Source organism: Phaeobacter sp. CECT 5382 (assembly GCF_001457775.1).
In the GTDB taxonomy this organism is placed as follows: Bacteria; Pseudomonadota; Alphaproteobacteria; order Rhodobacterales; family Rhodobacteraceae; genus Pseudophaeobacter.
Map to the genome: position 1 here is coordinate 177,508 of NZ_CYSG01000004.1, position 23,367 is coordinate 200,874.

The 23,367-nt window shown below is 58.0% G+C and carries 23 protein-coding genes and 1 tRNA gene; 15 read left to right on the forward strand and 9 right to left on the reverse strand.

Annotation, left to right across the window (positions count from 1 at the left end):
* Positions 1–195 precede the first annotated feature (195 nt).
* The 3 genes from PH5382_RS06270 (at position 196) to PH5382_RS19955 (ending at position 3,637) form a co-directional block, all read left to right on the forward strand.
* Entirely contained in the window at positions 196–1,974 is a 1,779-nt protein-coding gene (locus PH5382_RS06270) for an ATP-binding protein (protein WP_058333503.1), read from the forward strand.
* Positions 1,975–2,301: 327 nt separating this feature from the next.
* The gene (locus PH5382_RS06275) at positions 2,302–2,904 is read left to right on the forward strand and encodes an acyl-homoserine-lactone synthase (protein ID WP_058333504.1); all 603 of its coding nucleotides are present in this window, start codon (positions 2,302–2,304) and stop codon (positions 2,902–2,904) included.
* Between the two features lie 382 nt (positions 2,905–3,286).
* A complete protein-coding gene (locus PH5382_RS19955; RefSeq protein WP_058333505.1) occupies positions 3,287–3,637 on the forward strand; it encodes a hypothetical protein in 351 nt (116 codons plus the stop codon).
* A 134-nt stretch (positions 3,638–3,771) separates the two neighbouring features.
* On the opposite strand, the gene PH5382_RS06285 is transcribed toward PH5382_RS19955, so the two are convergent.
* Together PH5382_RS06285 and PH5382_RS06290 are read right to left on the reverse strand one after the other, a co-directional pair.
* Positions 3,772–3,847 (reverse strand) — tRNA-Ile (locus tag PH5382_RS06285).
* 35 nt (positions 3,848–3,882) lie between these two features.
* Entirely contained in the window at positions 3,883–4,818 is a 936-nt protein-coding gene (locus PH5382_RS06290) for a LysR family transcriptional regulator (RefSeq protein ID WP_058333506.1), read from the reverse strand.
* Positions 4,819–4,934: 116 nt separating this feature from the next.
* Here PH5382_RS06290 and PH5382_RS06295 point away from each other — a divergent pair, with 116 nt between their 5' ends.
* The 4 genes from PH5382_RS06295 (at position 4,935) to rnd (ending at position 8,893) form a co-directional block, all read left to right on the forward strand.
* Positions 4,935–5,903, forward strand: coding sequence for an MBL fold metallo-hydrolase (locus PH5382_RS06295; protein WP_058333507.1), 969 nt, complete (start codon positions 4,935–4,937; stop codon positions 5,901–5,903).
* Between the two features lie 105 nt (positions 5,904–6,008).
* On the forward strand, positions 6,009–7,055 hold the full coding sequence (gene purM / locus PH5382_RS06300; protein ID WP_058333508.1) for a phosphoribosylformylglycinamidine cyclo-ligase: 1,047 nt from the start codon (positions 6,009–6,011) through the stop codon (positions 7,053–7,055).
* Positions 7,052–7,654, forward strand: coding sequence for a phosphoribosylglycinamide formyltransferase (gene purN / locus PH5382_RS06305; protein WP_082645575.1), 603 nt, complete (start codon positions 7,052–7,054; stop codon positions 7,652–7,654). The genes purM and purN overlap by 4 nt, the downstream gene beginning before the upstream one ends.
* A gap of 81 nt (positions 7,655–7,735) precedes the next feature.
* Positions 7,736–8,893, forward strand: coding sequence for a ribonuclease D (rnd, locus tag PH5382_RS06310; RefSeq protein ID WP_058333509.1), 1,158 nt, complete (start codon positions 7,736–7,738; stop codon positions 8,891–8,893).
* Between the two features lie 184 nt (positions 8,894–9,077).
* On the opposite strand, the gene PH5382_RS06315 is transcribed toward rnd, so the two are convergent.
* A complete protein-coding gene (locus tag PH5382_RS06315; protein ID WP_058333641.1) occupies positions 9,078–9,593 on the reverse strand; it encodes a hypothetical protein in 516 nt (171 codons plus the stop codon).
* Between the two features lie 139 nt (positions 9,594–9,732).
* Between PH5382_RS06315 and PH5382_RS06320 the strand changes: the two genes are divergently transcribed.
* Positions 9,733–10,143, forward strand: a complete 411-nt coding sequence (locus PH5382_RS06320; RefSeq protein ID WP_058333510.1) for a SufE family protein — start codon at positions 9,733–9,735, stop codon at positions 10,141–10,143.
* A 5-nt stretch (positions 10,144–10,148) separates the two neighbouring features.
* Here the strand turns inward: PH5382_RS06320 and PH5382_RS06325 are convergent, their stop codons facing one another.
* A complete protein-coding gene (locus PH5382_RS06325) occupies positions 10,149–10,874 on the reverse strand; it encodes a helix-turn-helix transcriptional regulator (protein ID WP_058333511.1) in 726 nt (241 codons plus the stop codon).
* Between the two features lie 96 nt (positions 10,875–10,970).
* Between PH5382_RS06325 and PH5382_RS06330 the strand changes: the two genes are divergently transcribed.
* The gene (locus tag PH5382_RS06330; protein ID WP_058333512.1) at positions 10,971–11,600 is read left to right on the forward strand and encodes a glutathione S-transferase family protein; all 630 of its coding nucleotides are present in this window, start codon (positions 10,971–10,973) and stop codon (positions 11,598–11,600) included.
* Positions 11,601–11,627: 27 nt separating this feature from the next.
* Here PH5382_RS06330 and PH5382_RS06335 read toward each other — a convergent pair whose 3' ends face one another.
* Entirely contained in the window at positions 11,628–12,347 is a 720-nt protein-coding gene (locus PH5382_RS06335; protein ID WP_058333513.1) for a DUF1638 domain-containing protein, read from the reverse strand.
* A 1-nt stretch (position 12,348) separates the two neighbouring features.
* A complete protein-coding gene (locus PH5382_RS06340) occupies positions 12,349–13,047 on the reverse strand; it encodes a corrinoid protein (RefSeq protein WP_058333514.1) in 699 nt (232 codons plus the stop codon).
* Positions 13,048–13,269: 222 nt separating this feature from the next.
* Between PH5382_RS06340 and PH5382_RS06345 the strand changes: the two genes are divergently transcribed.
* A complete protein-coding gene (locus PH5382_RS06345) occupies positions 13,270–14,349 on the forward strand; it encodes a PA0069 family radical SAM protein (protein ID WP_058333642.1) in 1,080 nt (359 codons plus the stop codon).
* 91 nt (positions 14,350–14,440) lie between these two features.
* Here PH5382_RS06345 and bmt read toward each other — a convergent pair whose 3' ends face one another.
* The 3 genes from bmt to PH5382_RS06360 all read right to left on the reverse strand — a co-directional run bounded on the left by bmt (position 14,441) and on the right by PH5382_RS06360 (position 18,132).
* Complete coding sequence (bmt, locus tag PH5382_RS06350) at positions 14,441–15,463, reverse strand: betaine--homocysteine S-methyltransferase (protein WP_058333515.1); 1,023 nt, start codon at positions 15,461–15,463, stop codon at positions 14,441–14,443.
* An 83-nt stretch (positions 15,464–15,546) separates the two neighbouring features.
* Positions 15,547–17,526, reverse strand: a complete 1,980-nt coding sequence (locus PH5382_RS06355; RefSeq protein WP_082645576.1) for a phosphatidylglycerol lysyltransferase domain-containing protein — start codon at positions 17,524–17,526, stop codon at positions 15,547–15,549.
* Positions 17,527–17,817: 291 nt separating this feature from the next.
* Positions 17,818–18,132, reverse strand: a complete 315-nt coding sequence (locus PH5382_RS06360) for a DUF1476 domain-containing protein (RefSeq protein ID WP_058333516.1) — start codon at positions 18,130–18,132, stop codon at positions 17,818–17,820.
* A gap of 242 nt (positions 18,133–18,374) precedes the next feature.
* Here PH5382_RS06360 and purC point away from each other — a divergent pair, with 242 nt between their 5' ends.
* The 5 genes from purC to PH5382_RS06385 all read left to right on the forward strand — a co-directional run bounded on the left by purC (position 18,375) and on the right by PH5382_RS06385 (position 23,306).
* Entirely contained in the window at positions 18,375–19,136 is a 762-nt protein-coding gene (gene purC / locus PH5382_RS06365) for a phosphoribosylaminoimidazolesuccinocarboxamide synthase (RefSeq protein WP_058333517.1), read from the forward strand.
* 97 nt (positions 19,137–19,233) lie between these two features.
* Entirely contained in the window at positions 19,234–19,464 is a 231-nt protein-coding gene (gene purS / locus PH5382_RS06370) for a phosphoribosylformylglycinamidine synthase subunit PurS (protein ID WP_058333518.1), read from the forward strand.
* Positions 19,464–20,132, forward strand: a complete 669-nt coding sequence (gene purQ / locus PH5382_RS06375) for a phosphoribosylformylglycinamidine synthase subunit PurQ (RefSeq protein ID WP_058333519.1) — start codon at positions 19,464–19,466, stop codon at positions 20,130–20,132. The genes purS and purQ overlap by 1 nt, the downstream gene beginning before the upstream one ends.
* A gap of 36 nt (positions 20,133–20,168) precedes the next feature.
* Entirely contained in the window at positions 20,169–21,941 is a 1,773-nt protein-coding gene (locus PH5382_RS06380; RefSeq protein WP_058333520.1) for a sensor histidine kinase, read from the forward strand.
* Positions 21,942–21,968: 27 nt separating this feature from the next.
* Positions 21,969–23,306: a sigma-54-dependent transcriptional regulator gene (locus tag PH5382_RS06385; protein ID WP_058333521.1), complete on the forward strand. Its 1,338-nt coding sequence runs from the start codon at positions 21,969–21,971 to the stop codon at positions 23,304–23,306.
* Positions 23,307–23,367: the final 61 nt, after the last annotated feature.

Consider the following 23,367-nt stretch of genomic DNA (forward strand, 5'->3'; position numbering starts at 1 on the left):
TTCGGGTTAGGATCGTATTGCGTTTTGCCAGCGGCCATCTTTTGGCCGTATTTTCAAGAGAAAATGATGAGCCGCCTGTGCCCGGCCTTTGCTTGGCCTGTGCCCTGCTGGAATGTGGAGGCGGTGAGCGGCTTCCTTAGGCTTCCGTTCACCAAGATATGGAAAGATGTGACGGACGCCGCAAGGAAGATGCGAATGTTTAAATTATCGCCAGACCTAAAAAAATCTGTGGCAGCCCAGAATAAATTGGTCCGCGCGGATCTCCCTTATCGGTTCGCCTCAATCACGCTGGTCTCGATCCTGTCGCTCTACTATCTGCCGATGCAGACTGTAGGGATGGTCTACTGTGCCTATGCGCTGGTCGAGATCGTGGGCATCATGGTCTTTAAAAAGCTGGACCGTGAGGTGACGCCGGGAGGGATCCTTCTCTTTACACTCTCGGCCTTTATCGGGATCTGGATCTTCAATTCGATCCCGCTATTGCTGTTTTTACAGCCGGAACCCTTTCCAAAACTAACGGGAACGATGTTGCTGATCATCGCGCTCAACCATTCCGTGGTGGCGCGGTCCGCCTGGATGTTCTTTGGCCTTCTGACGGCGATTCCGATCATTTGTTCGGTCGGCTACATGATCATCAGCTTTCTCCATGCCTTTGCAAGCCCGACGGAAAACATCATCGCTGTTGTTATCATGATTCTGGGGGCAGGCTATGTGGCAAACAGCATGTGGGCTCTTAATCAGCTGACCAGCCGCTTGCGCGAAGCCCTGAGAGCCGCTGAAGCCGGAAGCCGCGCCAAGAGCCGGTTTCTGGCCGCCATGAGCCACGAAATCCGGACGCCTTTGAATGCGATTTGCGGCATGTCCGAGCTTATCGAAGAAGAAAATGCGGATCCCGAAACCTTGAGAGAGCGCACCATGTTGCTGCGTAAATCTGCTCAGGCGCTGACCAGTATCCTGGATGATGTTCTGGACCACGCCAAAGTTGAATCCGGACATGTCGACCTCAGCCTCGCGGCGGCTGCTCCGGGACTCGAGATCGCAAGTGCTGTCGAAATGTTTCGAACCTCAGCCGATGAAAAGGCGCTGCAGCTTGACATCAGTATCGGCGAGGGCGTGCCGACCTATGCCGAGTTTGACGCCCTGCGGATGCGACAGGTGATTGGGAACCTGGTCTCCAATGCGGTCAAATACACCGAAACCGGGCAGGTGCACGTGACGGCCCGCGGCGAGGAGAGTGGCAGCCACTCCATTCTCACCATCGAAGTATCCGACACCGGGCGGGGCATGACAGCCGATCAAGTCTCCAATTTGTTCACCGAGTTCTATCGGGTCGAGGACAAAAACGCCCCGAGTGTTCCGGGCACCGGTCTAGGGCTGTCCATCGCGCGTCGCTTTGCACGGATGATGGGTGGTGATATCACTGTTTGGTCCAGCCCCACGCAGGGAAGTTGTTTTACTTTCACCTGCCAGGTCAGGGTTCTGGAGGCTTCTGACGTGCCCTCTGAAGAGTCTCGGTCTGAGGAGGAAGCCTCGGTTGTGTCCCGTTCAGTGGTTCAGGCCTCCGAAGGTGGCGTACGCGATCTTGGTGTGCGGTCAATTCTGCTGGTAGATGATACCCGATCGAACCGGGTGGTGGTGCGGGCGTTTCTTAAGAACGGTGATTTCGAGATCATTGAAGCCTGCAACGGAGCCGAGGCCATGGCCTGTCTCGAGCGCCATCCAATAGATCTGGTTCTGCTGGACATGAAAATGCCGGTTATGGATGGCCGGGAGACATTGATGGAAATGGCTCGGCGTGGCGGACGGATTGGCGCCACTCCGGTGATCATGCTGACGGCGAATGCAGCGCCAGAAGATCGCAAGCGCTATCTGGCGCTTGGCGCTGCGGGCTATATTGCAAAGCCGGTAAAGAAATCAGTGTTGCTGTCTGAAATCCGCAAGGTCTCAACGGGCCGGTTTGCCGGGGTGGCCTGATCCTGCCATCTGTGCTTGCCGCAAGCGCATTACTCAACGTCAGCGAGTGGCAGAGCGACCTTCAAGCGTAAAATCCCCAGTCCCACATCGCGACAGTTAATCCGTTTTTCTCTGGGGGATTGCTCCCATACCATGCGGAGACATCGCCGCAAGCCTCGACAAAGTAACAGCAAAGTTGTGTTCGGGCTGACGTCTGCAGTGGGATCAGGAGAATTAATGCAAAATTTACGATTACCTGCAAAAGTTGTTTCAAATTTTCAGAAAATCCTGCGGGCTTCGCTGTGGGCTTTGGTCTGAGAACACTGAAACAAGTAATCAGGCACGCCGATGCAATCCACAGATATAACCTTCGATAACTTTGATGAGACCGGAGCTTTGTTCACGGCGCTTTTGCGCGCCAGGTATCATCATTTCATTGAAACACGCGGCTGGAAGCTGCCAAATACCCGCGGGCTCGAATTCGACCAATACGACACACCAGAAAGCATCTATTGCAGTATTCATGATGGGATGACTGTCCACGGTGGGCTCCGGGTGACGCCGACGACCGCGCATAATTTCAATGCAAGCTACATGCTGCGAGATGCGCAGCTTGGCCTGCTGCCTGAACTGCCCTCTAGCATTCTTGATGAGTCCGCCCCCCAGGATCCGGGGGTCTGGGAGGTCAGCCGGGTCTTTGTTGCAGATACTTTGAGTAGCCGCGAACGTATGCGGGTCAGGGGCGAAATCGGGCTGAATCTCGCCCGGCTGGCACAGCTCTGGAATATCAAAGCCTACATTTGCCTGACCACTGTTTCTGCCGGGCTGCTGATGCGCCGGACCGGATTGACAATCGCCCCGGCCGGACCCCGATTTGAAACCGGAGGGGAGCTTTGCCAAGCTTATCATCTTAAAGTGGATGCAAAAAACGTACGCAGCTACGCTGCATGATGCGGTGGCATCTGACCAGCGCAAACAGAGCCAGGTGTTTACACTGGTCGACCGTTGCGCCTGCGGGCGGTCGAGAGCGCTTGCAGGTGAACCGGCGTCACCAAACAGAAACTTTGAATGGTGCATTTCAAACACTCGCCGCCCTTCCTGACATTTTGATAAAAGTTAAAGAACGTTTGCGAAAGCTCTTTAAACGGGACATCGAAATTCGATGGGATGCTGGAAACATAAAGGTCTACTTTTTGCACGGCGATAGCGCGGCCTATTCGTCCGGGAGAGAGGCATCTGGGCTCTTACACCTAGTTGGCCTTTTGGCGATGATCTATGATGATGAGGTCGGAGCTCTTCTACGGATGAACCCGAAGTTTCATTGCACCCACAATTGCAGGCGTTCTTGCTTCAAGAAATCATATCAGTCTCCGGTTGGCCGGTAGCTGGCAGCAACAAGAAGATCATTGTTCTTTGCACGCACTCAACTGAATTTATCGAACTCCTTGTAGATGATATTTGGGCGGATCCCGTACTGGCGTTTCGCTTTGCCCGACGATTATCCGATACCTGGAAAGTGACTGGCTTCTTTGATGTTGGTGGTTTTGGCCTAGGGTCAGATCTTACCTGGCAGGCCTTGATTGGGTTTACCTATGAGATCAATGACCGCTGGTCGGCACGTGCCGGATACCGCCACCTACAGGTTTACACCAAAGCGTGCGGCAGTTCTGGGTTGGGGGGCTGACCCTTAGGTCGAGATGGTGAATCTAGTTGGCAAACTGCGGTACACCTTGCTCAGAACCCATTGAAACATATAGGACGGCATTTTCGTTGTGCGGTGCACCCATTGCCTTGAAAACATTGTTTTTTTGGCGGTGGTGGTAGGCCCGGCAGGATTTGAACCCGCAACCAAAGCGTTATGAGCGCTCTGCTCTAACCGTTGAGCTACAGGCCCGCCTGTGACGTGGTTAGAAAATGGTAGCGCCGAGGTCAAGCCAAGATTGCACAGGTTGGGCAGGCTTGGTGCTCTGAGGCAGCGTTGAGATCTTTTAACCTTTGCAATAGGCCGGTGATGATGACTTCGTGGCGCCTGTCAAAGCTGTGGCGTGACGGGTAGACTGCAAAAATCGGCTTTCCGGGGATCTGGTAGTCGGGCAGCACCTGTTCAAAGGTGCCATTCGCCAAAGCTTCCTCGAGAAACAAACGTGGTGCACGGGCATAGCCTGTCTCGTTTGTAACCGCCCGAACGATCAGATCGGGGTCATCGGCCGTGAACCCCACGCGCACCGGGGCCTGATATTCCACCCCATCGCGTGTGAGCGGAAAGTAGCCACCCGTTTGATCTTCGTGGTGCTGGATGAATTTGAGCCGTTTCAGGTCTTCCGGAACCTCCGGGCGTCCCTGCTGATCAAGGTAGCCAGGGGCGGCAAACAGTACATTCTCCATCTCGGTGATCTTGCGGGCGGCGCCGTCGGTCTCACCCAGAGTGCCGGAACGGATCGCTAGGTCAATGTTTTCGCGCACCACATCCACCAGACGATCTTCGAGCTTCATGACAATATCAAGATCGGGATAGGCCTGATTTATGTCGAGCAGTACAGGCCCAAGCACGATCCGGCCAAAAAAGGTGCTGGTGCTGACCCGGAAGGTTCCCTCGACCCGCGCGTCGAGACTGCTTAGCTCAGCACACATCAAATCATAGCCGGAAAGCAGCCCCTGCGCCTGTGCATAGACCAGCTGACCCGGGCGGGTTGGCTTCACCCCCGACGAGGTGCGCAGCAGCAGTTGATGCCCCAGCAGCGCCTCGAGTTGTTTGATTTGCAGGCTCATCGCTGGCTGACTGATGCCCCGCCGCTGTGCGGCTCGGTTCAGGCTTCCTTCGTCCAGGGCAATGACAAAACTTTCGAGCAATCCCAATCGGTCCAAGGGGTATAACTCCTGCTTATATAAGACATAGGCGTTTCCCCTCTACATTGGTGGAAACAGCCGTCCTAATTCAAGGGTGTGATCAGATATTGGTCAAAACCATATTGGAGTTCTTTATGACGATCAATCGTAGAACCGTTCTCGCAGGCCTTGCAGCCGTGCCTGCTGCCACCTTGGTCTCAGGTCAAGCCACCGCAAGTTCGCAGCCTTCAGCGGATTTGCAGCCGGTGCTGCATCGTTTCTCATTTGGGGATGCAAAAATCACGGTGCTTTTAGACGGGCATCTGCCTCTGGGACCTCAGCTTTTTGCAGACTACGAAGAGGAAAAGGCACGCGTGGCCTTAGCCCGTGGGCTGCATCGTATGACCCTAGAAGGACTCAATATTCCCGTAAATGGCTATCTGGTTGAGCAGGGCGCCCGCAAGACTCTGATTGATACAGGCACGGCGGATCTGCTGGGGCCGAACCTTGGTGGGCTGGGGGCCGGTCTGGCAGCTGCTGGCGTCGAACCAGCTGAAATCAGCACCGTCTTGCTGACCCATATGCACCCCGATCATTCCGGTGGCCTGGTCACCGCTCAAGGCGCCGCCGTCTTTCCCAACGCAGAGCTGGTGGTTGCACGGCAGGAATGGGACTTCTGGCATGATGACGCCATCATGGCCTCCGTTCCCGAAGGCAGTCGCGGCTTTTTTCAGATGGCGCGCGGCACGGTTGCGCCCTATGCGGATCGGCTGAAAATATTTGAGGGCGAGGCTGCTGTCGCCGCCGGGTTTGCCGCAGTGCCTTTGCCGGGCCACACGCCGGGTCACACTGGGTTCATGTTGGATGGTGGGGATCAACAGCTGTTGTTCTGGGGGGATGTGGTGCACAGCACCGCGCTGCAATTTGCCTATCCTGACTGGACCATCGCTTTTGACACGGATCCTGCCCAAACTGCGGCAACCCGCCGAAAGATGTTTGAGCGCGCAGTGGCCGACAACCTGTTGCTGACCGGTAGTCATATCGACTTTCCGGGGCTGGGGCGCGTGTTGCGTCAGGGGGAAAGCTTTGCCTACCAGCCCGCTCCCTGGCAATTCGGGCTCTGATTTTCCGCCTCTGCCGCACGACATGAGACGTGCGGCAGATTCCCTTGTTTCTTTCTGCAGCGCCTTGCGTTAAAGGCTGCGCAACATGTTTGAAGGAGCCAAGAGATGACCAGCGGCAAGAACGGTTTGACCTATGCGGATGCGGGTGTGGACATTGACGCGGGCAATGCCCTGGTGGATCGCATCAAGCCAGCCGCCAAGCGGACCAACCGGTCCGGCGTGATGAGCGGTCTGGGCGGCTTTGGCGCGCTGTTTGACCTGAAAGATGCAGGCTATAGCGACCCGATCCTTGTTGGCGCTACCGATGGGGTTGGCACCAAGCTGCGCATTGCAATCGACACTGGCCTGGTTGACGGGGTTGGCATTGATCTGGTCGCCATGTGTGTCAACGATCTGGTCTGTCAGGGGGCTGAGCCTCTGTTCTTTCTCGACTATTTTGCCACTGGCAAGCTCGAGACCGAGACCGCTGCCCGGATCATCGAAGGTATTGCCGAGGGCTGCGTGCGGTCTGGCTGCGCTCTGATCGGTGGCGAGACAGCAGAAATGCCCGGAATGTATCCTGAAGGTGACTTTGATCTCGCCGGTTTCTCTGTCGGTGCAATGGAACGCGGAACTGCCCTGCCTGCAGGCGTGGTCGAGGGTGACGTGCTGCTGGGGCTGGCCTCGGATGGGGTGCATTCCAATGGCTATTCCTTGGTGCGCAAGATTGTCGAACTCTCTGGCCTTGGCTGGGATGCGGATTGTCCCTTCAGCGAGGGCACCCTGGGCGAAGCGCTGCTGACCCCGACGCGTCTCTATGTGAAACAAAGCCTCGCCGCTGTGCGGGCAGGGGGCGTGCATGCGCTGGCGCATATCACGGGCGGTGGTCTTACTGAAAACCTGCCACGGGTTCTGCCCGAAGATCTCGGCGCGGATATCGATCTGGATGCCTGGGAGCTGCCCGGCGTGTTCAAATGGATGGCCGAGGTTGGCGGCATTGCCGAAGCTGAGATGCTCAAGACCTTCAACTGCGGCATGGGCATGATCCTGTCGGTTTCTGGTGAACGCGCCGATGAACTGGTCGCCGTGCTCAAGGATGAAGGCGAGACCGTGACACGCCTGGGGACGGTCACGGCCGGTGCTGGCATGCGTTACACAGGCAAGCTGCTGTGAGCGAAAAGAAGAAGGTCGCCATTCTGGTTTCCGGCGGTGGCTCCAATATGGTGGCGCTGGTTGAAAGCATGACCGGCGACCATCCGGCCCGCCCCTGTCTGGTGCTGTCCAATGATGCCGAGGCGGGCGGTCTGAAAAAGGCCGCCGCCGCAGGCATTGCAACGGCTGCCGTGGATCACCGCCCCTTTAAGGGCGACCGCGCGGCCTTTGAGGCCGAGCTGGTCAAGCCCATTCTGGCCTCTGGTGCAGATATCGTTTGCCTTGCCGGGTTCATGCGGGTTCTGACCGAAAGCTTCGTGTCGCATTTTCAGGGGCGCATGCTGAATATTCACCCCTCTTTGCTGCCAAAATACAAAGGCCTCCATACCCATGCTCGCGCGCTTGCGGCCGGGGATGCGGAACATGGCTGCACCGTGCATGAGGTGACAGCTGCGCTGGATGACGGACCCATTCTGGGGCAAGCCAGACTTCCTGTTCTAGCCGGGGATACGCCTGAAACACTGGCGGCGCGGGTGCTGGTACAGGAGCATCGGCTCTATCCAGAAGTGCTGCGCCGGTTTGCGCTGGGGGATCGCACACCGGTCTTGCTGCAGGGCTGATCTGGCGGTTTGCATTGCGGGCGTCAAAGGCGTATCACCGTCGCAGCCCATTCGTGTAGAACACCAGAAAAGTCGTGATAAATGAAAACTCTGACCACCACCGACGAGCTGCAGGCCTTTTGTGAAGAGGCTGCAAACTATCCCTATGTGACGGTCGATACCGAGTTTCTGCGCGAACGCACCTACTATTCCAAACTCTGCCTGATCCAGCTGGCATTCTCTGGCGATGGTGAGAATGATGCGGTTCTGGTCGACCCGCTGTCTGATGGTCTGTCACTTGAGCCGCTCTATACCCTGTTTCGAAACGAAGCCGTGGTCAAAGTCTTCCATGCAGCCCGTCAGGATCTCGAAATCTTCTGGGTCGATGCCGGTGTTTTTCCGGTGCCGCTGTTTGACACGCAGGTGGCAGCGATGGTCTGTGGCTTTGGCGAACAGGTCGGCTATGAAACCTTGGTGCGTAAAATCGCCAAGGAGGGTGTCGACAAAAGCTCTCGCTTTACCGACTGGTCCCGGCGCCCCCTGACCGAGGCACAGCAAACCTATGCGCTGGCGGATGTGACCCACCTGCGCCGGGTTTACGAGTTTCTGGCGGCAGATCTGGACCGCAGCGGTCGCGCCCATTGGGTCGCTGAAGAGCTAAAAGTGCTGACTGACCCCGCCACCTACAATATCCAGCCACAAGATGCTTGGCGCCGGGTGAAGACCCGGACCTCGTCAGGGAAATTCCTGGCTGTGGTGCGTGAACTTGCAGCCTTTCGCGAAGACTACGCCCAGACCAACAACGTGCCGCGCAACCGGGTTTTTAAGGACGATGCCCTTGTCGAGCTGGCCTCGACCAAGCCGCGCACGGGTTCGGACCTTGGCGGTTCGCGCCTGTTGTTGCGCGAGGCGCGCAAGGGCGCCATTGCCGAAGGCATCCTGCAGGCGGTTACCAAAGGGCTGAACTGCCCGGCGGACAAAATGCCGAAACCCGATCGCAGCCGCGAGAAACTGCAAGTGAACCCGGCGCTGTCGGATTTGTTGCGTGTGCTGTTGAAAGCCAAAACCGAATCTGCGGGTGTTGCCGCCAAACTGATTGCGCCCAGTGCCGACCTGGATGCAATTGCGGGTGGCGAAAGAGATGTTGCTGCCCTGACAGGCTGGCGGCATGAAGTCTTTGGGGAGGATGCGCTGCGCCTTTGCAATGGCGAAATCGCCCTGGCGGCCAAAGGACAGATGGTCAAGGTGGTCGAGCTCTAATCGACAGAAAACCTTTTCTTACATGCTTTTTGGGGGTTATTTGCCTCCGTTAAGACAGAACTAAAAAAACGCCCGGTGGCCATTGGCCGCGGGCGTTTGTTGTTGAACCATTTTGGAGAAGGCCAGTCTGGAGAAGGCCAGTCTGGGGGGCGACGGTCAGTCTGGCTTCGCCAGCATTTTGTGCCTATTTGCGGCGGGTATCGCGCGCGTTTGTGGCTCCATTGACGCGGATCAAACGGATACCTGCCATATCCTGTTCAGACAGGGTCACGGCGGCATGGACCGTCCGGCTGTGGATGCTGCCAGTAGCGGTCTGCGCTTCTGGGTAAAGCACGTTGAAACTGTATTCCAATGTGCCTGCGGGGCTGTCGTCCAGGCGGCGCAATTGCAACTCATGAGCGCCCTGACGTTCTGCCACTCCGGTGGCATAAATAATCGCACCAGTCGGGGTCGGCTCGACCCGCAGGGCGCTGATCTCTGCAACAAGAACACTCAGATCTTCTGCTTCTTTGCGTGCAAAGATGCTCTTGCCCTGGCGTTCGGGGATCAGCGGATTGGTCTCTTCGGCGACCTCGGTCGCAACTGGCACGGATTTGGATTTGCCAAACCAGTTGCCCGGGTTCACCCGTGAATCACGCCAGCCGCCGCAGCCTGCCAGCACAAGTGTGCCCGCCAAGAAGAGTGCCAAGGAAATGCGCATGTCGTCCCGCCCGTCTTTGAAGTCTGGTTGATTGTGGTTACCCGATTGTGCGGCGCTTGAAAAGCTGTTGAAAAACATAGGCAGGCGGCATAGGTGCTGGTCTGCTGATTTCCGTCACAAACGAGGGGGACGCCCGGTCATGGCCAGCGCCGCATTTGAAGAAATTGTCGAAGACTTCGAATTCCTGGAGGACTGGGAGGATCGCTATCGCCATGTGATCGAACAGGGCAAAGCAATGGAGCCCCTTGCGGACGCGCTCAAAGTGCCTGCCACCAAGGTCGATGGTTGCGCCAGTCAGGTCTGGCTGCACCCGGTGATCCAGGACGGGACGTTCCATTTTGATGGTGAAAGTGATGCGCTGATCGTGCGCGGGCTCATCTCGGTACTGCGCAGTCTTTACAACGGTCTCACCCTGCCTGAGGTTCTGGCGGTAGACGCCCGGGCCGAGCTGGAGCGTCTGGGGCTCAATGAACATCTGTCGGCGCAGCGCTCTAACGGGCTGCGGGCGATGATCGAACGCATCCGCGAGACAGCCGCAGCACAGCTTTGAGAGGCTTAGCTGCTGCAGGCCGCACCTGATTGGTGCTGGTTGATCCTGTCTGGATCTTTCAGATAGGCCACATAGTCCCGTAGCAGGGGCACACGGCGGGGGCGAAAGCTCTCGCCGGTTTTTTTATAGGCCTGGATGCGGGTGACGTGGAACATGCGAAAATCCTCGCGTTTGCAACACCAGCCCAGCAGCATGACGGCGCGTTCATGATAGGAGAGAGCCAGCGGATATAGGCGTCTGCGCGTTTGGTTCTCCCGCAGGTCTGTATAGTGGATTTCCAAAGCTTCCTCGGCCCACATCGCCTCGCGGAGGAGCGTCATGTCAATGGTCGGCATTTGTGGTGCCGCAAAGCGATTCACCAGATTGACCGCATGCATGGCCTGGCGTTGCTGTCGTTCCGGAAGGGTGGCCAGGATTTTTACCAGAGCGTCACTGGCCGCCTGTGCCAGATCTCGGTCGCCACGCTGGCCGACATCGGAGAGGCCCAGTGTCAGGGCTTCGATTTCGAGCTGGGTAAAGGTCTGCGGTGGTAGGGCCGGGTCCTCGATCATGGTATAGCCCAGGCCTGCCTCTCCTTCGATCCGCGCACCGGCCGCCCTCAGACTGTCGATATCGCGGTAGATGGTACGTTCCGACACCTCCATCGCAGCAGAGAGCCGTGCGGCGGTCACCGGAGGTGTCAGCCCCCGGATGAGATGCAGCAGACGGAAGAGACGATCTGATTTGGCCATAAGATACCCTAGGCAATACATCCTGACAGAATTTGGCAGGAGGGTAGCGGCATATAGCGGGTATCGACAACCACAAACCCGAAAGGTTTCAAATCAATGCCCAAGCTTTTTCACTCTCCCCACAGCCGTTCCTCCCGTGTTGTCTCCCAGCTCATGCTGATGGAGAAGCTCGACGCGGTCGAGGTGATCTGCGTTGATGTCATCAAAGGCGACGGCAGCGGCCGCAAGGATCCAAAGAATGCTCATCCCGAAGGCAAGGTGCCCTATTTGGTCACCGACGCGGGCGAAGAGATCCGCGAGAGCGGCGCCATCATGATGTATCTGGATGAACTGTTCGGCCAGCCATTGAGCCCCAAACCCGGCGCCGCGGGGCGCGGCAGCTACCTGTCTTGGATGTCTTACTATGGCGGTGTCTTGGAGCCTGCCTTGGTGGCAAAATTTTCCAACCTCGACCATCCGGCCCTCGTCAGTACGTTTCGCACCATGGAAGAGGTCTATGCGCAGCTGGAAGCCGCTTTGACGCAGACCCCGTTCTTGCTGGGTGAGGAGCTGTCTGTGGCGGATCTCATCATGGCGTCACCCTTTCACTGGGCGCCAAATTTCATGCCCGAGGTCGCTACGATAAAGGATTGGGTCGCCAGGGTATCAGAAGCGCTGGACATGAAATCGCTGGAGGATTTTGAGGCCCAGGCTCTGCAAAGCTTGAAGGTTCGCGAAACCGCCTGATCCATTGGGGCCGGAGCTTGGGGGGGCTCAGGCTTCGGACTTTCCCCATTTCAGCAGCGCGTCCTGGAGCTCGCCATATCCTGTGTGGCGGTGCTCGAACTCCAACCCCATGCGGCTGGCGCAGTCGCGGGCCTTTTCGACCAAAGCCGGGTCGGTGAGCTGCGATTGATAGACCATCTTGGTGTAGTTGCCAAAGATCATCTCGCGCAGCTCTGGATTCTTGTCGAGTCCCATAGGTTTCCAGATGAAGGCATCAAATTGTTTCACCAGGAAATCAGTGAGGTAAAAGGCAGTGATCTCGCCTGCTTCGGTGTGCTCTGCAAAAATCTCATTGCCTTCAAAAAAGGAATAGCAATGCGGGCCGGGCACCATCTCCCCGCCCAGCTCCGTGCATTTCTGCTCTAGCTCCCCGCCGGTGCCGCAATCGGCATAGACCACGCAGATCTGATCGTAGGACGCACGGTGCTTCAGCACGGCGCCCTCGACGGCGACAGTGATTTGATCGGGATAGAGATGTAGCTTCGCGGGCAGACAGGTGAGGTCAATGTGATCCAGCCCGTTGATCTGCTTGATGGCAAGAATTTCACGCGCCAGCGCGCCACAGGCAATCAGCAGGATACGGCCAGTCTTTTTCTCAGGGGCAGCCAGGCCCTGTTCGGTGAGGGAGCTTTCCTCGAGGCTGCGCCCGGTAGGGCGGCGAAATGCAGCCCGCTCTGTCAAGCGGGCTGCACGTCCTTTGCGTGCCAAATCAGGCGCTCATCTGGTTGTGCTTGCGCGCAACAAAGTCCTTGGCCATTTCCACAGCCACGGCAGCATCACGGCAGTAGCCGTCAGCACCGATAGCCTTGCCGAATTCTTCGTTCAGCGGCGCGCCGCCAACCAGCACAACATAGTCGTCGCGTTTGCCTTGCTCGATCATCGTGTCGATGACGACCTTCATATAGGGCATTGTGGTGGTCAGCAGGGCGGACATGCCCAAGATGTCTGGCTGGTGCTCTTCGAGTGCTTCCAGATAGTTTTCGACCGGGTTGTTGATGCCCAGATCAACAACTTCAAAGCCGGCGCCTTCCATCATCATGGAAACCAGGTTCTTGCCGATGTCGTGGATGTCGCCTTTGACGGTGCCAATGACCATCGAGCCCATGCGTGGAGCACCGGTTGCAGCCAGCAGTGGTTTCAGGATGGACATACCACCCTTCATCGCGTTGGCGGCCAGCAGCACTTCGGGGACAAACAGGATGCCATCACGGAAGTCGGCGCCAACGATGGTCATGCCACCCACCAGCGCTTCGGTCAGAACCTTGTAGGGGGCCCATTCGCGCGACAAAAGGATGTTTACCCCTTCTTCGATCTCTTCCTTAAGACCATCATACAGGTCATCAAACATCTGTTGGACAAGTTCTTCGTCGTCCAGTTCCGCCAGGATGATATCTTCTTCTTCTGACATGCGCCTATTCCTTGACTGGGCGGGGATTCCCCGGCGTGGCCTTGTTTTACGACTATTGGGCCAATTTGCCGCGCTGAGACTGCATTATTTGCGACATTGCCTTCGTCCGAACCGACCTATAGGGGCAAAAAATGCAGATTGATAATGAAGATTTCGCAAGGAAATCTTCGATTTTTCGGGTTTGTTCTTTATTTGTTCCATTTGCGGTGCGAGAAAAGCGAAATGGAACAGATGATTCACAACTCAACTGCGCGTCGCAAAGCGCGTGCCAGTCTCAGTAATGCGTCAGGTCGGTTCGATCTGGCACGCGAGGATATCGATGACGGATGGGCACAGGAGGCGCCAGCGGAGGCAATTTCGACCGATGTTCGGTGCGAGATCGCTGGCAGCGTGATCTCCTACAACCGCTCGCCGGACCTGCCTTTTGACCGCTCGGTCAATCCCTATCGTGGCTGCGAACATGGCTGCATCTACTGTTTTGCACGGCCCAGTCATGCCTATCTTGGCCTGTCGCCGGGGCTGGATTTTGAAACCCGACTGATTGCGCGCCCCAACGCGGCGGAGGTTTTGCAAAGAGAGCTCTCTGCCAGCCGCTACAGGGTGGCGACGCTGGCCATGGGTACCAATACCGACCCCTATCAGCCCTGTGAGCGCGACTATGGCATCACCCGTGCCTGTCTTGAGGTGCTGCAGGCGTTCAACCACCCGATTGCGATTGTCACCAAGGGGACGTTGATCGAGCGCGACATCGATATCCTGTCCGAGATGGCGGCCAAAGGTCTGGTGCGGGTCGGGATCTCGGTCACCACTCTGGACCCGGATCTGTCGCGCCGGATGGAGCCACGCGCTCCGGCACCCGCCCGCAGGTTGGCGGTTATCAATCGCCTCTCACAAGCAGGCGTTCCGGTGCGGATAATGACCTCGCCCGTGGTGCCAGGCCTCACAGATCACGAGCTGGAGGCGCTTTTGGCAGCCGGGGCTGCGGCGGGAGCTGACACAGCCAGCTGGATCATGCTGCGCCTGCCACGCGAGGTGTCAGAGCTGTGGCAGGACTGGCTGGCTGAACATGAACCAGGGCGCGCGGCCAAGGTTATGGCACGGCTGCGTGAAATGCATGGCGGGCGCGATTATGACCCACGCTGGGGCCAGCGTATGCGCGGTGAAGGCGAATATGCCAGTATGATCGGACGCCGCTTCAAAGCGGCCTGTAAGCGGTTGGGGCTTGAAGAAAAAGCACCAGATCTGCGAGTGGACCTGTTTCAGCGCCCGCCACAACCTGGGGACCAAATGGCCTTGTTTTGACGTTGGATGATCTGTCCCAAAGGTTCAAACGCGCATGAAAAAGGGCGGCGTTAAAACGCAGCCCTTTTGAATGACTTTACTATTCAGCTTGTTAGCTGCGGCGACGCCCACGACGCGAGCGGCGCTCGCTGGCGTCTTTGGCATCTTCTCCGGTGCCGTCACTGGCAGAGCTGAAGGGGCCAAGAACGTCTACAATTCGTTCCAGCGTCGGGCGGTCGCCACGGGGACGGGTGTCGAGCGCTTCGCGCATGTGGCGCAGATGGTCGGGCATGGTGCCACAGCAGCCGCCAATGATTTTGGCGCCGGAATCGCGTGCCAGAATCGCATATTCACCCATCAGTTCAGGTGTGCCATCATAGTGGATGTGACCATCAACATATTTGGGAATGCCGGCATTGCCCTTGGAAATGATCGGGCGTTCGGTGCCCTGTGCGGCAAAGCCAAGCACGGTGCGCAGAATGTCCGAAGACCCGGTGCCGCAATTGGCGCCAAAGGCCAGCGGTGCGTTGGGCAGATCTTCGACCAGCTGCGCCATATCGGCGGAGGTGACGCCCATCATGGTGCGACCAGCAGTGTCAAAACTCATGGTGCCACACCAAGGCATATCTGCCAGGGCAAAAGCCTCGGCTGCGGCGCGAAACTCTTCGGGGGCCGAAATTGTCTCGACCCAAAGAACATCAACGCCGCCTTCTTTCAGGGCCTCTGCCTGTTCGTGGAACATTTCCACCGCCAGCGCATGGCTCAGTTCGCCGACGGGCTGCATGATCTCACCGGTAGGTCCGACAGAGCCTGCTACGGCAATCTTGCGTTCGCATTTATCCGCGACTTCGCGGCCAAGTTCAGCGGCGGTCCGGTTCAGTTCGCGCACGCGACCCTGGGCATCATGCAGTTTCAGACGCGCAGCTGTGCCACCGAAACTGTTGGTCAGAAACAGGTCACTGCCCGCATCTACTGATCCTTGATAAAGCGCCATGATCTTTTTGGGCTCGTCCGTGTTCCACAACTCGGGCGCGTCGCCAGACTGCAAGCCCATGTTAAAGAGATTGGTGCCCGTGGCCCCATCGGCCAGAAGGACGTCTTTTTCCGCAAGGAACTCGGCAAAGAAATTGGTCATAGGTATATCCGGTCAAGACAGGAGCGGGCAGGGGGCCGTTTTCAACGGGCATGCCTTCCCCTTGGGGGTTTGAGGGTGCTGTGTCACGGCAGGCGCTTCAGGGCAATTGCATAATCCTCAACTTCATTATGAAAGCTGTGCTCATTGGCATGAGCGGCAATATCCTCGGCATTGGTCCAGGCGTCATCCGCTAGGTTTTCCTGATCCGCCGAATTGCCTTCGACCCGGTAAGGGGGATCGGCAGGTGTGACGGGCCCGGGGCGGTGTACAAGTCTGACCAGCTCTGCCAGCGCCAGTGCCATCTCGCTCCAGCTTGGGCAGGCCATGTAACGGCCCTCCCACTGCGGCGCAAAACAGGATTTGAAACGCCGCAGGCCAGGATCCATACGGCCAGCCCATCGGTGATCCGGCACTGCTGCTAGCGACAGACGGGCGATGCTTTCGTCAGCGGCAGCGGCAATGGCGGTGCGGACTAGAATATGGCCAGTGCCATCCGGTGCGTCGGGACAGATGCGGATCAGATCAAGGCACCATTCGTCGGCGGCTGTATGCAGACTGACAAATCCGATAATTTTCCCAGCCTGCCAGGCCAGAAACACGCGCTGTCCAGCCAGATAATTGGCCTCAAAGCGGCCCATGGTGGTGCCATGGGCGCCGCCATGGCGGGCTTGCCAGAGCTGATCAAGGGCCTGCATCTGATAAAGCGGCAGCGTCGGCGGGGCGGTATGGACTGTGAGACCAGCCTTTTCGGCATGGCGCAATTTGCGGCGCAACTGGCGATGGCTCGATCCGCTGTCGCTGAAACTGGTGGGAAACACGACGGCTTCGGCAGCAATGCGCCAGACTGACCAGCCTGCCCTGCGGGCGGCCCGTGCTGTGCGCCGACTGCATTTGTAGAGGCAGGGGACAGTGTTGCGTTGCCGGGCATAGTGCCGCAAGGGCGCAAAAATCTCACTTGGATCCCCGGAGAGTGGATCAAAGAAAGCTACAGAAATTTGTGGGCTGTCGAGCATCGCCACCTGAGTGAAGCCAAATGCCTGAACATGGCCTCCATTCTGGCGGATAATGCCGGTTTCGGCCCGGGGGCGTTTTTCTGGCAGAGCGCTGGCCGGTTTGCGCAGGGCCCCCAGCAAGTCCGGGTCGCTCAAGGGCGCGCGCATGTCCTGTGCCTGTCGTGGCATCAGCATGACCGCACAGGCCAAAGCTGCTGGCAGGGCGTAGTAAACTAGGCGAAAGGCCAGAAGGGCAGCCAGCAGCCCGGTGCTGCTTTCGCCAGGAAGCAGGGAGAGGACCATCAGCTCCAACGGGCCGGTTCCACCGGGTGCAGAAGACAGGATCGCGGCCCCTAGGGCTATGAAATAGACGACGAGAAGGGTGGTCCAGGCGATTTCGACCCCGGCAGGCAAAAGCAGCCAAAGCGCGGTGCCCGCAGCGGCCACATCTAGCAGGGCCCAGGTGGCAAGCGCCATCATGGCCGTCAGGGACGGCCAGCGCAGATGGAGTTTCCCCAGGGGCAGGGCAGGGGCCAGAAAACTGACCACGGTGGCACAGGCGGTGGTCACCAATATCAGGGCTCCAACCCAAGAGAACCAAGGTGCTGGGGCAAACAGAACCATGGTCACGCCGCTGATTGTGGCAAGGGCAGCCATGAAGGTCAGCCCGACCATCCCTGTCAGTTGCGCTGACTGCATGGCTGTCAATCCTGGCAGCAGGCGCCAACGCGCATAGGCCCCGGTAAAGAGACCGAACCCAACCATCTGCGAAAAGGCAATGGCTGCCATGCCGGCACGGCGGGCTTGCGGACCATCGAGGCCGGTTTGCAAATGACGGTGAGCCACAGAGTCATAGCGTCCCAAGGCCCAAAAACTGACGGCCGTCGCTGTACAGGCAGCCACCCATTGCCACAGCTGCAACCTGCCGAGTAGCGCGCCAAGATCAGCCAGAGTCGGGAGCTCAACACGTGCCGAAAGGGCCCAAAGGCACAAGGCGGCCATGGCAAAGGGCGCCGCGAAGCGGAGGGTGTGAAGCATCGGTCCCGCCGTCATGGTTTTCAGACTGAGCATTGCGTTCCTTGTCCTGGCCCGAAGTGCCGACCAGAAAGGCTGGCCGGAGTGCGCGCCCGGTTTGGGCCTTGCTTCAATGATACCAGAGACGGGTTTTCGGCAGGTTAACCCCGCGTCGATAACCGCGCGAAAAGTGCCTGTCCGCCGGAATGTCGGCAATCAAGGCTTGAGGCAAACAAGGCTTGAGACGGGCAGAACGCGCGCCGGATCACCCCAGTTGGATCAATTCAGCCGGGTCAAACCTGACGGATTAAAGCCGAGCATCAGCAAAACACACTTGGGGCAAAACGCTCAGGCTTCTGCCAGCATCTGCTCCATAGCCTGCGATAAAAGCTCAGCCATTTTCTTGCGGACGTCGCTTTCGTCGACCTTCCCGGCCAGATCAGCCGAGACTTTACGTAGCACGTCTTCTTCACCGGGTTCTTGGAGATCGGTTGTCACGATGGTTGACGCATAGGCTTCTGCAGCCGCGTCGCTATGTCCCAAAAGATCCGCAGCCCACAGGCCTAGCAATTTGTTGCGGCGAGCCTGAACGCGAAAGCGCATCTCTTCATCATGGGCGAATTTTGCCTCAAAGGCCTGCTCTCGGTCATCAAATGTCGTCATGTCATTCTCCTTCCTATAAACAGTCTGGTGTTAACCAATATGGGGGCGATGAGGCTGCGAGGAAAGGTTTGGCCCGGGAAAACTCAGCCTTTATGTCCTTGGGGATGTCGCATAAGGCTGTGGCCAAAGGTCACCTGACGGGCGGGTTGGCCAAGCAAGCTTGCAGCAATTGACCCCTTGCACTATGAGAGCGGCAAGAAAACCGGGCCGGGATTCCTGGCCTTTACCTGGAAGGGCCCCACATGGCACGTCGCAAAAAGATCTACGAAGGCAAAGCCAAGACACTGTATGAAGGTCCGGAGCCGGGCACCATCGTGCAGTATTTCAAGGATGATGCCACTGCATTCAATGCGGAAAAGCGCGACGTGATCGAAGGCAAAGGCGTGCTCAACAACCTGTTGAGCGAGTATTTCATGCTTGGCCTTGGCCAGATTGGTGTGCCAACGCATTTCCTGAAACGGCTCAATATGCGTGAGCAGCTGGTACGGTCCTGCGAGATCGTGCCTCTGGAAGTGATCGTGCGAAACTATGCTGCCGGCTCAATGTCCAAACGTCTGGGCATTGATGAGGGCACGCAGCTGCCACGCCCGATTGTGGAATATTGCTACAAGGACGATGCGCTTGGGGATCCGCTGGTCACCGAAGAACATATCGCCGCCTTTGGATGGGCCAGCCAGCAGGACATGGACGATATCCTCAGCCTGGCGCTGCGGGTGAATGACTTTATGTCTGGCGTCATGCTGGCCGTTGGCATTCGTTTGGTGGATTTCAAAATCGAGATCGGCCGCGTCTATGATGGCGATTTCCAGCGCCTGGTGGTCGCCGATGAGATCAGCCCTGATAGCTGCCGCCTGTGGGACATTGAGACCGGGCAGAAGCTCGACAAGGATGTGTTCCGTCGCGATCTTGGTAGCCTGACGGATGCCTATAGCGAAGTAGCGCGGCGCCTTGGCGTGATGCCAAACAATCCACCCGCGCCGAGCAAACCGACGCTGGTGAACTGATTTTCACCCGCCCTGAACCATTCGGGGCGGGTTTTACTTTTACTGCAAAGGGTGCGGCACTGGTCGGCACCCGGACACGAACCTGAGGGAAAATACGATGAAGGCACGGGTGCATGTAATGCTGAAGAACGGGGTTCTGGATCCGCAAGGCGAGGCCGTGCGCCATGCTTTGGGCGCCATGGGGTTCGACAAGGTCGAAGGCGTGCGTCAGGGCAAGGTCATTGATCTGGATCTGGCAGCCGACGCCACCGAGGCGGACGTGACCGAGATGTGCGAAAAGCTGCTCGCCAATACCGTGATCGAATCCTACAGCATCGAGATGAAGTGATGAAAGCAGCCGTCGTCGTATTTCCCGGATCCAACTGTGACCGCGATCTGGCGGTCGCCTTTGAACAGGCCGGTTTTGATGTTTCCATGGTCTGGCACAAAGATAGCGTGCTGCCCGAAGGTGTTGATATCGTAGGCGTTCCCGGTGGGTTCTCCTATGGGGATTATCTGCGCTGTGGTGCCATCGCCGCCCAGTCGCCAATTTGTCAGGCCGTGGTCGAACATGCCAACCGGGGCGGCTATGCTCTGGGCGTCTGCAACGGGTTTCAGATCCTGACAGAGACCGGCATTCTTCCTGGAGCACTGCTGCGCAATGCCGGACTGAAGTATATCTGCCGCACCGTTGATCTTCAGGTCGCGACCGAAGACAGCGTCTTTACCCAAGGCTATACCAAAGGCGATGTCCTTGGAATTCCGATTGCGCATCACGATGGCAACTACTTTGCCGATGCCGGAACGCTAGCCGCCCTGAAAGATCAGGACCGGGTTGCCTTTACCTATGTGCAGAACCCAAATGGATCTCTTGAGGACATTGCCGGTATCTTGTCGGAAAACCGGCGGGTTCTGGGTATGATGCCACATCCTGAACGGGCAGCCGACGAAGGTCATGGCGGCACCGACGGAACGGCTATGTTCCGCGCATTGGCAGGTATTGTCGCCACTGCGTGACTTGAGCTCCTGCGGGGAGGGGAATAGAATTTCCCGATGAACGCCCCGCAGGATTCCAACCAGCCCACTATCAAGCAGTCGCGCTCGGGGACTATTCCCTGGCAGGCGCGGCTGGCGCTGGTTCTGTTCATGGCGGTTGCGGCCGCAACGATTTGGATCACCAATCAGCAACTGACACATCGTTTTACTGACAGCACCCGCAATCGCGGTGAACTACGGCTGGCGCTCTATTCCGGCAATCTGGTTAGCGAACTACGCCGCCATGCCATTGTCCCGCAGCTTCTGGCACGCGATCAGGCGCTGATTGCGGCGCTGCAGAGCCAGGACTTTTCGCTTTCGACCCAGCGGCTGATTTCTTTTGTCGATGAAATCGGCGCGGCCTCTATCATGCTGGTGGCCAGCGACGGGCGCACGGTGGCGGCGACGAACCGTAATCGATTGGGTGAAAACCACCGCAATGCGGCCTATTTTGTTGATGCGGCCCGGGCGAAGTCAACGGTATTTTCGGTAATAAAACGCGAGGTTGGCGGCTACCGCTTTACCTATTCGCGGCGCATGATCGACACCTCGGGGCTGCTGGGGGTCATTGTCATTGAGGTCGACCTACGTAAATTCGAGCGGGCCTGGGCCGGGATTTCCGACGCGGTTCTGGTCACCGACAGTAAGGGCAATATCGTGCTTGCGACCGAAGCCCGCTGGCGCGGTTTGCTGGAAAGTGACGCGGTAAAGCTGCAAACCCCCGAAGGGGCTATCCAGCGCGCCATTCGCGCCACTGCCGATTGGAGCACGCTGCCCCCCGATGCCTATCTGCAGGGCGAGGCGGTGATGCGGCTGGAAACCCGGGTACCGTTTCAGGGCTGGCGTATGACATCTTTCACCACCTACGCGTCGATCCGCGAAAAGGTAAACGCGGTTCTGGCACTGGAAATCATGGGATTCGCCATCTTGCTGGCGCTGGCCTTCTATGCGCTCAGCCGTAAGACGGCGCTGCGGATGGCGCTGTTTCAGCGCGAGTCGGCGGAGCTTCGCGTATTGAATGCGCGCTTGCAGCGGGAAATTGCCGAACGCGAACGGATGCAAAAGACCCTGGCGGTGGCCGAACAAAGCCTAGCTCAAAGCTCCAAACTTGCGGCCCTGGGCGAGATGTCAGCCGCTGTTAGCCACGAGTTGAACCAGCCGCTGGCGGCAATGAAAACCTATCTTGCCGGGGCGCGGCTTTTGCTCAATCGCAACCGCCCCGACGAGGCCTTGGCCTCCTTTGGGCGGATTGACGATCTGATCGAACGCATGGGGGCTATTACCCGCCAGCTGAAATCCTATGCCCGGAAGGGGGGCGATAGCTTTAGCCCTGTAAACCTTGGCGATGCGCTGGCCTCAAGCCTGTCGATGATGGAGCCGCAACTGCGTCAGCGCCACGTCAAGATCGCCCGCATTCTGCCCGAAGACCCGGTCTATGTGATGGCAGATCGCATGCGTCTTGAACAGGTTATGGTCAACCTCTTGCGAAATGCGCTGGACGCCACCAAATCAGTGGAAGACCCAGAGGTGGAAATTCTTTTGGCCGCCGGAGAGACGGCAACGCTGACGGTACGCGACAATGGTGTCGGTATCGAAGATTTCGGCAGCCTGTTTGATCCGTTTTACACCACCAAGCAGGCCGGTGACGGGGTTGGACTGGGGCTTGCCATCTCCTCTGGGATCGTAAACGACCTAGGGGGAAGGCTCGCGGCCCGCAACGGGCAGAACGGCGGCGCCGTGTTTGAAATGCAATTGCCGATCCTGGTGGACGGGGTCGAAGCCGCTGAATAAGCGGAGTGAAAGATGGAAGGTTGAGAAATGGCACAGGCCATGAAAATCGCGATCGTCGACGATGAACAGGATATGCGCCAGTCCATCAGTCAGTGGCTGGCTTTGTCGGGCTATGACACCGAAACCTTTGCCAGCGCCGAAGATGCGCTCAAGGTGATGGGGCCCGACTACCCCGGCATTGTCATCTCGGACATCAAGATGCCCGGCATGGACGGTATGCAGTTTCTGAAGAAACTCATGGGGTCTGACAGCGGGTTGCCGGTGATCATGATCACCGGGCACGGCGATGTGCCGATGGCTGTTGAGGCGATGCGCGTGGGGGCGTTTGATTTTCTTGAAAAACCCTTCAATCCGGACCGGATGTCAGAATTGGCGAAACGCGCCACCGGCGCGCGCCGTCTGACGCTGGACAATCGCGCCCTGCGTCGCGAGCTGTCAGATGGCAGCCAGATCATGAAGAAACTCATCGGTATGAGCCCGGTGATGGATCGATTGCGCGAAGATATCCTGGATCTTGGGCAGGCCGATGGCCATGTGCTGATTGATGGTGAAACCGGCACTGGCAAAACCTTGGTGGCGCATGCGTTGCATGCGGTGGGCAGCCGGGCAGGCAAGAAATTCGTGCTGATCTCTTGTGCGGCTCTTGAAGAAGATGCGCTGTCCAAACGCCTGTTTGGCCCGATGCAGCCCGAAGACAGCCTGTTGCCCGCCCTGGAAGAGGCGCGTGGTGGCACTCTGGTTCTCGAAGGGATCGAGGCGCTGAGTGAGACCTTGCAGGCGAAACTGCTGAGCGCCATCAATGAGCAGGGGATGCCGGGCGAAACCCGTATCATTGCCATTTCCAACCTGCAGGAAGCGGGCAAGACCAGCGAAGATGCGCTGCGGTCTGATCTGTTTTACCGGCTCGCCGCGCTGCGGATCACTGTGCCACCGCTGCGCCAGCGGGGCGAAGACATCCTGACGCTGTTTACCCGGCTCTGTGAACAATTTGCCGAAGAATACGGCTGTGAGGCACCGCAGGTCTCTGCGCAGGAGGCGGCGCAACTGTTGCAGGCCCCCTGGCCGGGCAATGTACGTCAGCTGATAAATGTGGCGGAACGCGCTGTGCTGCAATCGCGCCGCGGGTCGGGAACCATTGCGTCGCTCCTGATGTCTGATCACGAGGAAATGCAGCCGGTGATGACCACCGAAGGCAAGCCTTTGAAGGAATATGTCGAAGCATTTGAGCGCATGTTGATCGACAATACCATGCGTCGGCACAAAGGCTCGATCGCCAGCGTCATGGAAGAACTGTGCCTGCCACGGCGGACCTTGAACGAGAAGATGGCAAAATACGGTTTGCAGCGATCAGACTATCTCGCCTGATCATCTGACCCGAATGACGTCCAGATTGTTTTGTCCTGCCGGGCAGTCAAATACACGCGGC

What these genes read in the sequence shown, in the direction of transcription:
- PH5382_RS06295 (WP_058333507.1), top strand. Translation starts at nt 4,935, where the DNA reads ATGACGATCAATCGTAGAACCGTTCTCGCAGGCCTTGCAGCCGTGCCT.
- PH5382_RS06355 (WP_082645576.1), bottom strand. Translation starts at nt 17,526, where the DNA reads ATGCTCAGTCTGAAAACCATGACGGCGGGACCGATGCTTCACACCCTC.
- bmt (WP_058333515.1), bottom strand. Translation starts at nt 15,463, where the DNA reads ATGACCAATTTCTTTGCCGAGTTCCTTGCGGAAAAAGACGTCCTTCTG.
- rnd (WP_058333509.1), top strand. Translation starts at nt 7,736, where the DNA reads ATGAAAACTCTGACCACCACCGACGAGCTGCAGGCCTTTTGTGAAGAG.
- PH5382_RS06360 (WP_058333516.1), bottom strand. Translation starts at nt 18,132, where the DNA reads ATGACGACATTTGATGACCGAGAGCAGGCCTTTGAGGCAAAATTCGCC.
- PH5382_RS06330 (WP_058333512.1), top strand. Translation starts at nt 10,971, where the DNA reads ATGCCCAAGCTTTTTCACTCTCCCCACAGCCGTTCCTCCCGTGTTGTC.
- PH5382_RS06275 (WP_058333504.1), top strand. Translation starts at nt 2,302, where the DNA reads ATGCAATCCACAGATATAACCTTCGATAACTTTGATGAGACCGGAGCT.
- PH5382_RS06340 (WP_058333514.1), bottom strand. Translation starts at nt 13,047, where the DNA reads ATGTCAGAAGAAGAAGATATCATCCTGGCGGAACTGGACGACGAAGAA.
- PH5382_RS06380 (WP_058333520.1), top strand. Translation starts at nt 20,169, where the DNA reads ATGAACGCCCCGCAGGATTCCAACCAGCCCACTATCAAGCAGTCGCGC.
- purS (WP_058333518.1), top strand. Translation starts at nt 19,234, where the DNA reads ATGAAGGCACGGGTGCATGTAATGCTGAAGAACGGGGTTCTGGATCCG.
- PH5382_RS06315 (WP_058333641.1), bottom strand. Translation starts at nt 9,593, where the DNA reads ATGCGCATTTCCTTGGCACTCTTCTTGGCGGGCACACTTGTGCTGGCA.
- PH5382_RS06385 (WP_058333521.1), top strand. Translation starts at nt 21,969, where the DNA reads ATGGCACAGGCCATGAAAATCGCGATCGTCGACGATGAACAGGATATG.
- PH5382_RS06320 (WP_058333510.1), top strand. Translation starts at nt 9,733, where the DNA reads ATGGCCAGCGCCGCATTTGAAGAAATTGTCGAAGACTTCGAATTCCTG.
- PH5382_RS06270 (WP_058333503.1), top strand. Translation starts at nt 196, where the DNA reads ATGTTTAAATTATCGCCAGACCTAAAAAAATCTGTGGCAGCCCAGAAT.
- purC (WP_058333517.1), top strand. Translation starts at nt 18,375, where the DNA reads ATGGCACGTCGCAAAAAGATCTACGAAGGCAAAGCCAAGACACTGTAT.
- PH5382_RS06325 (WP_058333511.1), bottom strand. Translation starts at nt 10,874, where the DNA reads ATGGCCAAATCAGATCGTCTCTTCCGTCTGCTGCATCTCATCCGGGGG.
- purM (WP_058333508.1), top strand. Translation starts at nt 6,009, where the DNA reads ATGACCAGCGGCAAGAACGGTTTGACCTATGCGGATGCGGGTGTGGAC.
- purQ (WP_058333519.1), top strand. Translation starts at nt 19,464, where the DNA reads ATGAAAGCAGCCGTCGTCGTATTTCCCGGATCCAACTGTGACCGCGAT.
- PH5382_RS06345 (WP_058333642.1), top strand. Translation starts at nt 13,270, where the DNA reads ATGGAACAGATGATTCACAACTCAACTGCGCGTCGCAAAGCGCGTGCC.